Below are 14,006 nucleotides of genomic sequence, written 5' to 3'. Positions count from 1 at the left end.
CGTCGCTCGAGCCGGTCGGCGGCCAGCAGCAGCTTGTGCCGGCGCGGCCCCGGGCCGAGCGCCGACCAGGCCGGGAACGCCGCCGCCGCGGCGTCGGCCGCGGCGCGCGCGTCGGCCACCGTGGCGGCGGCGGCGCGCGTGACGACGGCGCCGGACAGCGGGTTCCTGCGCTCGAACAGCGCGCCGGACGCGGCGGGAACCGCGCGGCCGGCAATCAGAAGGGAAAAATCTCGCAAGCGCGTCTCCATGCGGTGGTTGCTTCGTGACGCTACTGTAGGCACGCGGCGCGCGGCCGGCTTGCCTGTGAGGGAAGTAAACCGCGCCGCGGCGCGGCCCCTCCCGGCAGTTCACTGTCGGGCAAGACAGCCGCGCGGCGCGCCGGCATCATTGGCATCCAGCGACCGGCTACCCGCGCACCCGCGCACGGGCGCGCCGGCAATCCAGGAGGAATGTCCATGAAATTCGCAGACAAAGCGGTCGTCGTCACCGGCGCGGCGTCCGGCATCGGTGCCGCCTGCGCGGCGTACTTCAAGGCCGCCGGCGCGCACGTGATCGGCGTCGACCGCAATGCCGTGCCGGGAAACGGCGTCGACCAGTTCGTGCAGGCCGACCTGTCCGACCCGGCCTCGATCGCGGCCGCGGCCGCGCGCATCGAGCGCGCCGACGCGCTGTGCAACATCGCCGGCCTGCCGCCCACGCGCGGCACCGTGCCGGTGCTGCAGGTCAACTTCACCGGCCTGCGGCTGTTCACCGAGGCCCTGCTGCCCCGTCTCAACAACGGCGCGGCCATCGTCAACCTGGCCTCGCTGGCCGGCTTCGGCTGGCACCAGGACGCCGCGCAGGCGCTGGCGCTGCTCGAAGTCCGGCAGCCCGAAGACGTGCCGGCGTTCTGCGCGAGCCACGGCGTGGACGACGCGCGCGCCTATTTCCTGTCGAAGGAAGCGCTGGTGGTGTGGACCCTGCAATGCCGCTGGCGCTGGCGCGAGCGCGGCATCCGCATGAACGCGGTCAGCCCGGGGCCGGTGGAAACGCCGATCCACCAGGATTTCCTCAAGACCCTCGGCGAACGCGCCGAGGAGGACATGCGCCTCATGGAGCGCGCCGGGCGGCCCGCGGACATCGCTCCGCTGGTGGCCTTCCTGTGCAGCGACGAAAGCGCCTGGATCCGCGGCGCCAACATCCCCTGCGACGGCGGCATGGAAGCCCACGTGCTGAGCGGGATCCACCGGCTCGGCTAGCGCCGTCCCGCGAGGCTGGCCGCGCGGTAGTCGCGCGGCGTGGTGCCGAAGGCCTGCCTGAAGCTGCGGGAAAAATGCCCGCTGCTGACGAAGCCCCAGCGCATCGAGATCTCGGTGATCGAATGCGCGCCCAGCGCCGGGTCCGCCAGGTCCTGGCTGATCTGCGCCAGGCGCAGTTGCTGGATGTACCGGGCCAGCGTCATGCCGTCGGCGTCGAACACCATGTGCAGGTAGCGCTTCGAGCAATTGAGCGCCGCCGCGATCTGGTCGACGCACAGGTCCGCCCGCGCCAGATGGCAGCGCACGTATTCCACGATCCGCTCGCGCAGCACCGCCGGCAGCAGGTGCCGGGGCGCGGCGGCGAGCTGCTCCCGCACCGCCGCGGCCAGCGCCTCGCCCAGCTCGCCCGCCTGTGCTTCCGACATCGCAGCCCCCGCCAGCGCGCCGGCCATGCAGGCGGCCATCCGGCCACCGGCGCCGCCGCGCGCGCTGTGCGCGCGCAGCAGCACGGCGCGGCGCTCGCGCGGCGACAGCGGCAGCGCCGCGTGCGGCACCACCATCGTGGCCAGGTCCACCGGCCGGCTCGCGGTCATGCGGTACGGGCGCGCGGTGTCGTAGATGGCCCAGTCCCCCGGCGCCAGGCACGCGGCCAGGCCATCCTGCTCGAAGCGGGACTCGCCCTCGAACTGGACCACCACCTTGTAGCGGCGCGGCGCGTCGGCGGCATGCGCCGGCAGGTTGGTCGCGCGGTGGGCCTGCGCGGTCACGCGGCACAGCCGGGTCTGCCCGACGCTGGCCATGCGCAGCGCGCCGTCGAAGGCGTCGCGTCCGTAGGTGTCGACATGCAGTCCGCCGAAGCTGCCGCGGATGGCTTCGCGCCAGAACCCGGACCGTTCATGCGGCGACACCGCGATGGTGGAAAGCGTCTCGAAGGGCCTGCTGGTATCGGTGGTCATGGCGGCAAGGAAAAGTAGCCGGGGCAACCGCCCCGGCGAGAATCGTCAACGCGCGCCGGCCGCGGCCGGGGCCGGCGCGCCGCCGGCGCGGCGCATCGCCAGCACGGCGAACGCGGCAAGCAGCGACGGCATGGCGATCAGCGCGAAGGTCTGCGTGGTGTCCATGCCGGCGCCGACCAGCGCGCCGACCAGCAGCGGCCCGGTCGCGCCGCCGAGCCGGCCGGCCGCCAGACCGCATCCCACGCCGGTCGAGCGGATGGCGGTGGGATAGCCCAGGGCCGCCAGGCCGATCATGCCGGAGGTGGCGCCGCCGACGCAGAACCCGGTCAGCATCGAGCACGCCGCGGCGAACGCGAGCTGCGCGCCGGCGAGCCCGGTCAGCGCCACCGCCACGCTGCCGCTGGCCAGCAGCATGGCCAGGAAGCGGAACGTGCCGAACCGCTCCATCAGCTTGCCGGCCAGCGCCACGCCGACCATGCCGCCGACGTTGTTCCAGGCCAGCACCAGCGAGGTGTCCGGCAGGGACATGCCGTGCCCGCGCAGCAGCGTGGTGGTCCAGGCCAGCACGCCGATCAGCGTCATGAAGTTCAGGAAGAAGCCGAGCCACAGGAAGCCGGTGAAACGCGCGCGCCCGCCGGTAAACAGGTGCGAGGCCGGCATGCCCTGCGGCACCGCCTCGCGCATGCGCAGCATGGTGCCGCGCTGCCGCGGGTCCACGCCGAGGCGGGCGAGGATGCGCTGCGTCGCCGCGCCCTGGCGCCCGGCCAGGATCAGGAAGCGCAGCGACTCCGGCACGCACAGGCACACCAGCAGCGCGCCGGCGATCGTCACCGCGCCGAAGGCCTGGAACATGGCCTGCCAGCCGAAGGCCGGGATCAGCCGGCTGCCGGCGAAGCCGGCCAGCACGCCACCGGCCGGCACTGCCGCCCACAGCAGCGAGGCCACGCGCGCGCGCAGCCGCTGCGCGACGAACTCCGTCGCCAGGCTCACGAAGCACGGCGCCGCGCCGCCGAGGCCGATGCCGGTCAGCACGCGCAGCGCCAGCAGCATGCCGAAGCCGGTCGCCGCCGCGGTGCACAGCGAGGCCACGCCGAACAGCAGCGTGCACAGCACCAGCACGGACTTGCGGCCGAAGCGGTCGGCCAGCGGGCCGAAGAACAGCGCGCCGGCCATGAAGCCGATCTCGGACGCGGCGAACACCGGGCCCAGCTGCTCCGGCCCGAGCCCGAGCGAGTGCGCCATCGTCGGCGCGCTCAGGCCCATGACCTGGATGCTGGCGCCATCCATCAGCGCGATCAGGAAGCAGATGGCGAACAACAGCCACTGGAACGGCCCGAACGGCCGGGCATCGATCACATCTTCAACGTACAGCGGTTTCATTTCTCCTCCCGGAAAGGGATGTGGCTGGGGCAAGGCGCGGGGCAAGGGACGCGGCGCACCTCAGGCGCCGACGATGTTGACCGCCTTGGTCTCGGTGTAGCTCAGCATCTCCTCGATGCCCTCCTCGCGGCCCACGCCCGAGTTCTTGTAGCCGCCGAACGGCACGCCCTTGTAGTGGGTGCCGACGCCGTTGACCCAGATATAGCCCGCCTGCAGCCGGCGCACCGTGCGCATCGCCGTGCCCAGGTCGCGCGTCCACACCGAGGCGGTCAGGCCGTACTCGATGCCGTTGGCCATGTCGATGGCCTGCGCGGCGTCGGACCAGCGCATGATCGACAGGATCGGGCCGAACACCTCCTCCTGCGCGATGCGCATGCCGGGCGTGACGTCCGCGAACACGGTCGGCTCGACCCAGTAGCCGCGCGCGAAGGCGCTGCCGGCCGGGCGCCTGCCGCCGGCCACGAGCCGCGCGCCGTCCTGTTTCGCCGCCTCGATGTAGCCCAGCACCTTGTCGTGCTGGCCCCTGGAGTTGACCGGCCCCATCGTGCTGTCCGCCGCGCGCGGGTCGCCGATGCGGATGCGCCCGACGCGCTCCGCCACGCCCTCGACGAAGCGCTCGTAGAGGCTGTCGTGCACCAGCAGCCGGCTGGTGGAGCCGCACGACTGGCCCTGCCAGAGGAAGTTCATGCCGCGCACGGCCGCGTCGAGCGCGCCGTCCACGTCGGCGTCGGGAAACACGATCAGCGGGTTCTTGCCGCCGAGTTCGAGCGAGATGTGCTTGACGCAGACCTCGGCCGCGCTGCGCTGGATCTGGCGCGCCGTCTGCGGCGAGCCGATGAACGCGATGCGCTTGATGTCCGGATGGCGCGCGATGGCCTCGCCGGCGGCGCGGCCGGTGCCGGTGACGATGTTCATCACGCCGCGCGGAAACACGTCGCGCGCGATCTCCGCCAGCAGCGTGGCGGACAGCGAGCTGGTCTCGGGCGGCTTGACGATGACCGCGTTGCCGGCGATCAGCGCGGCCGCGGTGCGCGCGGTGGCGAACATGACCGGGTGGTTGAACGGCACGATGCGCCCGACGATGCCGTAGGGCTCGCGCAGCGTGATGTGCAGGTTGTCCGGCGTGGTGGCCGGAATCGACTCGCCCTTGAGCTCGTAGCCGAGCCCGGCGTAGTAGTTCAGCCCCCACGACGCGGCATGCACGTCGCCGCGCAGCGCGGCCAGCGTGTTGCCGGTGTCGGCGACCTCGGCCTCGAGCAGCGCCTCGGCGGCGGCCTCGATGCGGCGCGCGTACTCGCGCAGGCAGGCCGCGCGCCCTTCGATGCCCAGGCCGTGCCAGGCCGGCGCGGCCGCGCTCGCGGCGCGCGCCGCGCGCTCGATGTCCGCGGCGCCGCCGGCCGGCACCTGGCCGATGATTTCCTCGGTGGCGGGGTTGAGGCTTTCCAGCCATTGCCCGCCGGCGGCGGCGGTCAGCTCGCCGTCGATCAGCATGGCGCGTTTGTTGTCGGGTCCCAGCTTCATTGGTTCGTCTCCACGATGACTGCAATCAGGGGCGCGCGGGGGCGCGTCATTCGATACGGATGCCGTTGCGCCTGATGAACGACGCCCACTGCTCGCGTTCCTTGCGCATCGACACCTGGAACGCTGCCGGCGTGTCGAACACCGGCACCAGGGCATTGGCCTCGAGCGCGCCCGCCAGCTCCGGGGTCTTCATCGCGGCGTTGAGCTCGTCGCTCATCTTCTTGAGGATCGGCGCCGGCACGCCGGCCGGCGCGAACACGCTGAACGAGGTCCAGATGTCGATCCGCGCGGGGCCGGGCTCGGCCAGCGAGGGCACGCCGGGCAGCATCGCGCTGGCCTGGTTCACGGCCAGCGGCTTGAGCTTGCCGGCCTTGATGTAGGGCTGCACCGAGCTCAGGTCCGTGAACATGAACTGCAGGCGTCCGCTGAGCAGGTCCTGGTAGGCCGCGCCCACGCCCTTGTACGGCACGTGCAGGAAGCGCGCGCCGGTGGCTTCCTCGATCATGCGCACGCCGAGGTAGGGCGGGCTGGCCTCGCCGGCCGAGCCGTAGGGAATCGCGCCGGGCCGCTCCTTGCCCAGCCGCACCAGCTCGCCGAGACTGCCGATGCCGGCCGCCGGGTTGGCCACCAGCACCATCGGCGCGAGCACGCCGCGCGCCACCGGCACGAGGTCCTTCTCCACGTCGAACGGCAGCTTGCGGTACAGCGCGGGGCTGATGGCGACCGCGGCGTTGGCGGTCACGAGGAACGTATAGCCGTCCGCCGGCGCATGCGCGACCACCTGGGTGCCGATGTGCCCGCTCGCGCCGGGACGGTTGTCGACCACGAACGACTGCTTCATCGAGCGCGACAGCAGCGTCGCGACCAGGCGCGCGTAGACGTCGGTCCCGCCGCCGGGCGCGGACGGCACGATGAGCCTGACGGGACGCGCGGGCCAGGGTTCCTGCGCCAGCGCCGGCAGCGCGGGCACCGCCGCGGCGAGCAGGCACAGCGCGCCGCGCGCGAGCGCCTCGCGGCGCGCAGGGGAACTGATGGATGGGGGCGGCTTCATGTGGTTGGTCTCCTGGTATCGTCGGTGTTCTTTTGTTCTTTTCCTGGTGCGCGGCGCTCAGCGCAGCCCCGCGGTGGCCTGGCGCGCGGCGCGGCGCCACAGGTCCCAGGCGCGGCCGATCTGGCCGTCGTTGGCATGCTCGGCGGCCAGCCCTTCGGCCGCGGTGAGGTAGCGGATCTCGCCGCCCAGGCGCGCGGCGTCGAGCACCAGGCGCGCGTTGGCCTGCGCATACACCGCGCAATAGACCGCCTTCTCGACCGAATCCGCCGCCACGGTGACGCCGTGGCCGCGCATCAGCACGATGGTGGCGCCGCCCATCGCGGCGGCCAGCGCGTCGCCGAGGCGGCGGTCGCGGATCAGCATGTCCGAGCCGTCGCCGGCCACGTCGGCGATGTCGAACACCGGCGCGCCGTGCACGAGAAAGCCGCTCATGTGGCACACCGGGCGCAGCGCCGCGCCGGACACCACGCCGAACGGGATCAGCGCGGGCGAGTGGCTGTGCACCACCGCCCGCACCTCGGGCCGCGCGCGGTAGAGCGCCGCGTGGATATGGCGCTCCAGGAACACCTTGCGGCCCTGCGCGTCGGCCGGCTCGCCGTCCAGGCCGAAGGCGAGGATGTCGCCCGCGCCGGCCTGCACCGGCGCCATGCTGCGCGACATCAGGAAGCGCTCGCCGTCCGGGTGCCGCGCGCTGACGTGGCCGAACGCATCCAGCACGCCTTCATGGAACAGGATGTGGCCGGCATCCACCAGGTCTTCGACGAGGGTGCGGGTCGGCATGGTCGTCTCCTTGCGCAAGAGGGGTTAGAGAGGGGTCGGGAGGGGTTCAGAAAATATGCTTGATGCCGACCATCGCGCCGAGCTGGTTGCCGCCCGGCGCCGGGTTGGCGCCGATCGCGCCCGAGCTGACCGAGAGCGCGAGGTTGCCGCGGTTGTCCAGGAAGCCCGCCGTGCCGTACACCGAAGTGCGCTTGCTCAGCGCATAGGTGGCGCGCGCCGCGTACAGCCAGGCCTTGTCGGCGCTGTGGCGGAAGCGCAGGTAGAACGCCTCGGCGTCCACGCTGAACGCCGGCGTCAGCGCATAGGATGCGCCGAGGAACCACAGGTCGCTGCGCGGCGTGGCGCTGCCGTCGTTGTCGCGCCGCAGCAGGCCGCCGCCGACCTTGCCGTTCTTGAAGTTGACGTAGCCGTTGACGGTCAGGCGGTCGTCGCGCAGGCGGCTGCTCGTCAGGCCGCCGAACGCGCCGGGGCCGCCGCGCAGCGAATCGTAGGCGGCGCTGACGCTCCACCAGCTGGTGTCGTACTTCAGCAGCACCGACCATTCGCGGCACGCGCGCTGGTCGGCGGGATTTTCGCCGGCGCAGTTGGCGCCGGACGGGCTCGGGCCCGCGTTGACCGTATCGCGGCCGAAGCTGTAGGTGCCGCCGACCGTGAGCCCGCCGAACGTGCCCTTGTAGGAGATCGCGTTGTCGGCGCGCGTGCTCGGCAGGTAGCTGTCGAGCGACGACGAGCCGAAGGTGTTCGGGCCCAGCATGTCCGGCTCCAGCATCGACCAGAACAGCATGGTGTACTGGCGGCCGAGCGCGACCTGCCCCCAGCTTCCCGACAGCCCCACCCACGCCTGCCGGCCGAACAGCCGGCCGCCCTGGTTGGAGGTGCCGGCGTCCGGCGCGAAGCCGGACTCCAGCACGAACTGGCTCTTGAGCCCGCCGCCGAGGTCCTCGGTGCCGCGCAGGCCCCAGCGCGACGGCACCGTGCCGGCCAGGCCCGGCATGCGCACCAGGTGGTCGCGCGCGGCGCCCACGCCGGACACGAATTCGATGCCGGTGTCGACGACGCCGTACAGCGTCACCGACTGCGCCTGGGCGTGACTCGCCCCGGCCGCGCAGGCGCACAGCGCCGCGGCCATTACCGACTGCTTCATGGTCTCCTCCGTTTTTTTTCTTGATGAAGGCCCCGCCGCGCGGTGGCGCGGCCGGCCTGATGGTGAAGCGATGGCGGAACCGTCCGGCCTAGCGCGGCGCCCGGTTGACGGCCACGGCGATGGCGGCGGCCAGCGCCGGCACGATGCCCGCCATGAAGATGTCGCCCGCGCTCCAGTTCCAGCCCAGCAGCACGCCGCCCAGCGCGGGGCCGCTGATGGAGCCGATGCGGCCGATGCCGACCGCGCAGCCGATGCCGGTGGCGCGCATGCGGGTGGGATAGATCTCGGCGGCCAGCGCGTTCAGGCCGGCCTGCGCCCCCTGCACCGTCACGCCGATCGCCAGGCTGGCCGCGATCACGACCGCGTAGTCATGCGGCCACGTGGCCAGCACCAGCGCCAGCGCGGCATAGGCCAGCAGCTCGCACAGCAGGACCGGCCGCGCGCCGAAGCGGTTCATCAGCGCGCCCTGCATCAGCGAGCCGAGCACGCCGCCGATGCTGAACGCCGTGATCGCCGCGATGCCGACCGAGGCCGGATGATGCGCGCCGATCAGCACCGCGGGCATCCAGCTGACGATGAAGTACAGCGCCACGAGGTTGAGGAAGTACGGAATCCACAGCAGGATGGTGCCCGCGGCGCGGCCCTCGGTGAACAGCAGCCGGATCGGCACGCCGGCCGCCGCGCCGTCGGCGGCGCGGTAGGACTCGTCGCCGCGCAGGTCCGGCGCGATGCGGCGCATGATGGCCGCCAGCCGCGCCATGTCCTGCCCGCGGGCGATCAGGAAGCGCGCCGACTCCGGCATGGTCAGCGCGATCAGCAGCGCCACCGCCAGCGGCAGCACGCCGCCCACCACGAACACCGCCTGCCAGCCCAGGCGCGGCAGCATGAGCGCGCACACCGCGCCGCCCAGCACGGCACCCAGCGGCATGCCGCACATCAGCGTGGTGACGGTGCTGCGCGCGTGGCGCCGCGGCGCGTACTCGGAAGCCAGCGCGATGGCGTTGGGCAGCGCGCCGCCCAGGCCGATGCCGGTCAGCAGGCGCAGCACCAGCAACTGCTCCAGCGATTGCGCGTAGGCCGTCGCCAGCGAGAGGCTGCCGAACAGCACGCAGGACAACACGATCATCGTCTTGCGGCCGTAGCGGTCAGCCAGCGGGCCGAGCACCACGGCGCCCAGCAGCATGCCGACCAGGCCGGCGCCGAAGACCGGGCCGAAGGCCTTGACCGGCACGCCGAGGCTGGCGCCGATGGACGGCGCCAGCATGCCGATGGTCTGGGTGTCGAAGCCGTCGAGCACCGCGACGAGGATGCACAGGCCGATGGCGAGGTACTGGAAGCGCCCGATCGGGCGGGCGTCGATGACTTCGTGGACGAACAGGGGCTGACCATGAGCGAGCATGGCGTTGTCTCCGGTAGCGGGGGTATCCCCCTCTTTTTTTCTGATGAATCGAAACAGGCGGCGCGCGCCGGCGCCGCGAACCCGCGGGTCAGGTGCGGATCCAGCCGCGCCCCCAGGAATTGAGCGTGTATTCCTCGTGGGGCCAGACGCCCGGCGCGCGCCCGGCGTCCACCCGCTCCAGCTCCGCCGACAGCTCCACGCGGTTGCCGTCCGGGTCCGTCACCATGAAGAACAGGTTGTTGCCGGGGCCGTGGCGGCCGGGGCCGAAGAAGATGCCGCGCCGCACGCGCGCGAAGCGGTCGCCCCAGTCGCGGATGTCGTTCCAGCAGCTGGTCTCGTAGCAGTGGTGGTCCCACGCGTTCTGCGAGCCCTGGAAGAACGCCAGCGAGTGGTGCTCGTCGTCCGAGCGCAGGAAGCACGTGGCGATCGCGCCGTCGTCGGCGACGACTTCGTCCGAGACCGTGAAGCCGATGCGCCGCACGTAGAAGTCGACCACGGTGGCGAGGTCGGTGGTCTGGAACACCGTGTGCTGCAGCCGCGCGGACAGCCGGTCCGGCTCGCGCCCGGCGCGCGGCACGCCGAACAGCAGCACGCGCCCTTGCGGGTCCGCCACCGTGAACGCGCCCGGCGCGAAGAAGATCTCCCCGGCCGGGCCGGCATCGCGCGCCAGGTCCGCCAGGCGCGCGCGCAGCGCGGCCAGGTCCTGCGCCGAGCGCGCGGCGTAGGCCGCCACGGCGAGCCCGGCGTCTTCGCCCTGGCCGATCACCACGGCGCGCTCGCCGCCGGCCAGCGCCACGGTGCCGGCGGGCGCCGGCACGCGCCGGAGTTCGAACAGGTCCTGGTAGAAGGACGCGAGCGCGTCCGGCGCGGTGCTGCGCAGATGGAGGTGATGCAGCCGCAGCGGCGTGGAAGTCTGTAGTGTGGTCATGTTCGTCCTGCTTGTCTGTTGTGCCGGCCGGCGGCGCGCCTATGCGGCGCGCGCGGTGGCGACGAGTGCCGGCGCCGCGCCGGCGCGCGCCATGTCGATGCCGAGCCGCCGGCCCAGCGCCGCGGCCAGCGCCTCGGCGTCGTCGTGGCCGAACACGCCGGCCACGTAGCGGTCCGGGCGCACCACGACCACCTTGCCGGCCAGCGCGCGCAGCGTCTTCGGCGTGGCCTCGGGCGCCAGCGCCACCGGCACGTAGCCGTGCCGCGCGGCCAGCCTGAGCGCCTGGTCATCGAGCCGCGGCAGCAGCACCACGCGCCGCGTTTCCAGCCGGCGCCACAGCGCGCGCCCCCCGCCGGCCGTGTCGGCGGTATCGGCGTCGGCGTCGGTGTCGACGCCGGTGCCGGTCATGGCCGCCGCGCCGATGGCGACGTGCGCGAAGCCGTCGCCGGTGATCTCGTCGAGCGGCAGTTCGGTCCCGTCGGCGGTGCGCACCTTCGGCTGCGGCAGCATGGTGCCGACCAGCCCGGCGGTGTCGGCGGCGCTGGCCACCAGCAGGCCGTCGTGGAAGCGCGGCTTGGGCTTGAACTTCATCTGCAGGAAGTAGTCGCGCACCGGCGGCACCAGCGCCGTGGCGCGGAAGAACGCCGCGCAGGCCCATGCCGACAGGCGGCTGCGCGGCGCCATCACCACGCCCAGGTTCAGCGCCAGGCGGATCAGCGCCCAGGCATGGTCGCGCCGCTCGGTCTCGTAGGAGTCGAGCGCGGCCGGCGCGATCCGGTTGCGCAGCACCGCGGCGAGCTTCCAGCCCAGGTTGTGCGCGTCGCGCACGCCGCTGTTCATGCCCTGCCCCGCGTAGGGCGGCGTGAGGTGCGCCGCGTCGCCGGCCAGGAACACGCGCCCCGCGCGCCAGCGGTCCGCCACGCGGGCATGGAACGTGTAGACGGTCTTGCGCACCACCTCGGCCGGGCGGTTGCCGCGGAACGGGCGCAGCAGCTCGGCCAGGCGCTCGGGCCGCAGCACCTCCTCGTCGGTCTCGCCGGGCTTGAGCAGGAACTCGAAGCGGCGCGTGCGGTTGGGGCCGGGCACGTCGACCACCGGGCGCGACGGGTCGCAGTAGGCGCGCGTCTGCCAGAACGGATCGTCGTCGTTCTCGGTGTCGACCACCAGCCAGCGCGCGTTGAACGACGAGCCGGCCAGCGTCGCGCCGATCGACTGCCGCACGAAGCTGCGGCCGCCGTCGGTGCCGACCACGTAGGCCGCGTCGATGCGCAGCGGCCCGCCGGGGCCCTGCACCACCGCATGCGCGCCGTCCTCGTCCTGCGACAGCGCTTCGAGCGTGTGGCCGAACAGCACGCGCACCGACGCATGGCGCGCCAGCCCCTCGCGCAGCGCGGCCTCGAACAGCGGCTGGCGGAACGCATTGCGGCGCGGGTAGCCGTACTCGCTCGCGGTGGGCTCCACCTTGGCGAAGCAGCGCCCGCCCGGGCGGGTCAGGTAATGCACGCCGTAGCCGGGCACCACGTCCCGCATCACGGCCTCCACCAGGCCGATCGCCTGCATGGTGCGCAGCGATTCGTCGTCGATGGAGACCGCGCGCGGCTCGGCCACGGTGCTGGCCTTGCGGTCGATCAGGATGGTGTCGATGCCCTGCCGGCCGAGCACGTTGGCCAGCGTCAGGCCGGTCGGGCCCGCGCCGACCACCAGCACGGCGGCGGCGAGCGAAGTGGATTGCGTCATGAGTCTCTCCTCGGCCGGCGCGCGGCGGCGCCGGACAGCGTCATTCGTCCTGGATACCGTTGCGCAGGACGCCGATGCCGGAGATTTCCACCTCGACCACATCCCCCGCGCGCATCCACAGCGGCGGATTGCGGAACGCGCCCACGCCGCCGGTGGTGCCGGTGATGATCACGTCGCCCGGGCGCAGTTCGGTGAAGGTGGAGCAGTAGGCGATGACGTCGCCCACGCTGAAGATCAGGTCGTCGGTGCGCGCCTGCTGCACCACCTCGCCGTTCAGGCGCGTGGTCAGCGTCAGTTGCGACGGGTCGGGGATCTCGTCGCTGGTCACCAGCCACGGCCCGAACGCGCCGGTCTGCGGGAAGTTCTTGCCCGGCGTGAACTGGATGGTGTGCTTCTGCCAGTCGCGCACGCTGCCGTCGTTGTAGCAGGCATAGCCGGCAACGTAGCCGAGCGCGTCGGCCGCGGCGACGTGGCGCGCGGTCTTGCCGATGACGACGGCCAGCTCGCCCTCGAAGTCGAGCTTTTCCGATGCGCGCGGGCGCACGATCGGCTTGCCGTGGGCCACCTGCGAATCGGCGAAGCGCGTGAAGAACATCGGGTACCTGGGCATCTCCCGGCCGGTCTCGCGCACGTGCGAGGCGTAGTTGATGCCGACGCAGAGGATCTTGGCCGGATCGGGGATCACCGGCAGGAATTCGACGTCCGCCACGGCCAGCGACGGCTGGCTGTCGGCGGCGATCGCCGCGATGCGCGGCAGGGCGCCGCGCGCCAGCGCCTCGCGCAGGCTGGCGCCGACGGCGTCGCGATGCGGCGCGAGATCGACGATGCGGTCGCCGACGACGACGCCAAAGGCCTCGCGGCCACCGTGGGTGAAGCTGATGAGTCTCATGGAATCTCCTGGGTCCAAATGCGGTACCGCGCTTGGGGGGGCGCACCGAGTGAATGCATTATTCTCATATTGTGCGAATTATGCATTTAACGTTTACCACTATGCGCACCTGGCGAGATTCTTGCATTCAAGAAAGGGCTCGGTGATATGCTTCGGGGATGGAACCAAGGAGCATCGAAGAATGGCGACCGATCGTGCGCTCGGCGTACTGAAGCTGTTTTCGCTGGAGAAGCCGGTATGGACCGCCGAGGAAGCGGCCGCGCAGCTCGAGGTGTCGATCAGCAGCGCCTACCGCTACCTGTCGAACCTGATGGAGCTGGGGCTGGTCGCCACGGCCGGCGCGGGCCGCTACGTGCTGGGGCCGGCCATCATCCAGCTCGACCGCCAGATCCAGCTGACCGACCCGATGCTGCAGCAGGCGCGCCCGATCATGGACGAGCTGATCGCCTACGCGCCGCCGGGATCGGTGATGCTGCTGTGCCGCGCGTTCGGCGACTCGGTGCTGTGCGTGCACCAGGTGCTCAACCAGGGGCCGCAGGCCGTGGTGAGCTATGAGCGCGGCCGGCCGATGATCATGTTCCGCGGCGCCACCTCGCGCATCATCCTGGCGTTCCAGCAGACGCGCACGCTGCAGGCGCTATACCACAAGCACGCGGACGAGATCCGCGCCGCCGGCCTGGGCGAGGACTGGGCCGCGTTCCGCCAGGCCCTGAGCCGCCTGCGCCGCGCGGGCCACGTCGTCTCGCACGGCGAGATCGACCCCGGCCGCGTCGGCATCGCCGCGCCCATCGTCAACGAGGACGGGCGCGCGATCGGCAGCCTCAGCTACGTGGTGGCGGCATCGGAAGTGGATGCGCGCGGCATCAACCGCCTGGTGCACCTGCTGGTGCCGGCCGCGGCGGAGATCCGCGCGTGAGCGGCGCCGCATCGCGCGGCGGCCGCGTCGGAACGCAGAGACGTGGCGGGCGCTAGCCCGCCTGCGG

13 protein-coding genes are annotated in these 14,006 nt (G+C 72.4%); 2 read left to right on the top strand and 11 right to left on the bottom strand.

Annotated features, from left to right (window positions below; genetic code table 11):
• On the bottom strand, nucleotides 1–248 hold a 248-nt coding region (locus K206_RS0114280), incomplete at its 3' end, for an aldehyde dehydrogenase family protein (RefSeq protein ID WP_029043625.1).
• A 207-nt stretch (nucleotides 249–455) separates the two neighbouring features.
• Here K206_RS0114280 and K206_RS0114275 point away from each other — a divergent pair.
• Nucleotides 456–1,238 carry a coniferyl-alcohol dehydrogenase gene (locus K206_RS0114275; RefSeq protein ID WP_020203085.1) on the top strand — a complete coding sequence of 261 codons (783 nt, stop codon included), beginning with the start codon at nucleotides 456–458 and terminating at the stop codon, nucleotides 1,236–1,238.
• Here the strand turns inward: K206_RS0114275 and K206_RS0114270 are convergent.
• The 10 genes from K206_RS0114270 to K206_RS0114225 form a co-directional block, all read right to left on the bottom strand.
• Nucleotides 1,235–2,194, bottom strand: a complete 960-nt coding sequence (locus K206_RS0114270; RefSeq protein WP_020203084.1) for a helix-turn-helix domain-containing protein — start codon at nucleotides 2,192–2,194, stop codon at nucleotides 1,235–1,237. The genes K206_RS0114275 and K206_RS0114270 overlap by 4 nt on opposite strands.
• A gap of 45 nt (nucleotides 2,195–2,239) precedes the next feature.
• Nucleotides 2,240–3,574, bottom strand: a complete 1,335-nt coding sequence (locus tag K206_RS0114265) for an MFS transporter (RefSeq protein WP_020203083.1) — start codon at nucleotides 3,572–3,574, stop codon at nucleotides 2,240–2,242.
• A gap of 60 nt (nucleotides 3,575–3,634) precedes the next feature.
• Nucleotides 3,635–5,095, bottom strand: a complete 1,461-nt coding sequence (locus tag K206_RS0114260) for an aldehyde dehydrogenase family protein (RefSeq protein WP_020203082.1) — start codon at nucleotides 5,093–5,095, stop codon at nucleotides 3,635–3,637.
• 46 nt (nucleotides 5,096–5,141) lie between these two features.
• Nucleotides 5,142–6,146, bottom strand: a complete 1,005-nt coding sequence (locus tag K206_RS0114255; protein ID WP_020203081.1) for a tripartite tricarboxylate transporter substrate binding protein — start codon at nucleotides 6,144–6,146, stop codon at nucleotides 5,142–5,144.
• Between the two features lie 57 nt (nucleotides 6,147–6,203).
• Nucleotides 6,204–6,926, bottom strand: coding sequence for a class II aldolase/adducin family protein (locus K206_RS0114250; RefSeq protein WP_020203080.1), 723 nt, complete (start codon nucleotides 6,924–6,926; stop codon nucleotides 6,204–6,206).
• A 46-nt stretch (nucleotides 6,927–6,972) separates the two neighbouring features.
• On the bottom strand, nucleotides 6,973–8,070 hold the full coding sequence (locus tag K206_RS0114245; protein WP_029043624.1) for a porin: 1,098 nt from the start codon (nucleotides 8,068–8,070) through the stop codon (nucleotides 6,973–6,975).
• Between the two features lie 88 nt (nucleotides 8,071–8,158).
• Entirely contained in the window at nucleotides 8,159–9,469 is a 1,311-nt protein-coding gene (locus K206_RS0114240) for an MFS transporter (RefSeq protein WP_020203078.1), read from the bottom strand.
• 88 nt (nucleotides 9,470–9,557) lie between these two features.
• On the bottom strand, nucleotides 9,558–10,397 hold the full coding sequence (locus tag K206_RS0114235) for a VOC family protein (protein ID WP_020203077.1): 840 nt from the start codon (nucleotides 10,395–10,397) through the stop codon (nucleotides 9,558–9,560).
• A gap of 39 nt (nucleotides 10,398–10,436) precedes the next feature.
• On the bottom strand, nucleotides 10,437–12,134 hold the full coding sequence (locus tag K206_RS38230) for a bifunctional 3-(3-hydroxy-phenyl)propionate/3-hydroxycinnamic acid hydroxylase (protein WP_020203076.1): 1,698 nt from the start codon (nucleotides 12,132–12,134) through the stop codon (nucleotides 10,437–10,439).
• A 40-nt stretch (nucleotides 12,135–12,174) separates the two neighbouring features.
• A complete protein-coding gene (locus tag K206_RS0114225) occupies nucleotides 12,175–13,023 on the bottom strand; it encodes a fumarylacetoacetate hydrolase family protein (RefSeq protein ID WP_020203075.1) in 849 nt (282 codons plus the stop codon).
• A 181-nt stretch (nucleotides 13,024–13,204) separates the two neighbouring features.
• Between K206_RS0114225 and K206_RS0114220 the strand changes: the two genes are divergently transcribed.
• Nucleotides 13,205–13,939, top strand: a complete 735-nt coding sequence (locus tag K206_RS0114220) for an IclR family transcriptional regulator (RefSeq protein ID WP_020203074.1) — start codon at nucleotides 13,205–13,207, stop codon at nucleotides 13,937–13,939.
• Nucleotides 13,940–14,006 lie beyond the last annotated feature (67 nt).

The sequence above is a fragment of the Cupriavidus sp. WS genome (assembly GCF_000395345.1).
GTDB lineage: Bacteria > Pseudomonadota > Gammaproteobacteria > Burkholderiales > Burkholderiaceae > Cupriavidus > Cupriavidus basilensis_B.
Note: the sequence above shows the minus strand (reverse complement) of the source record. Positions and strands in the feature narration are given on the sequence as shown.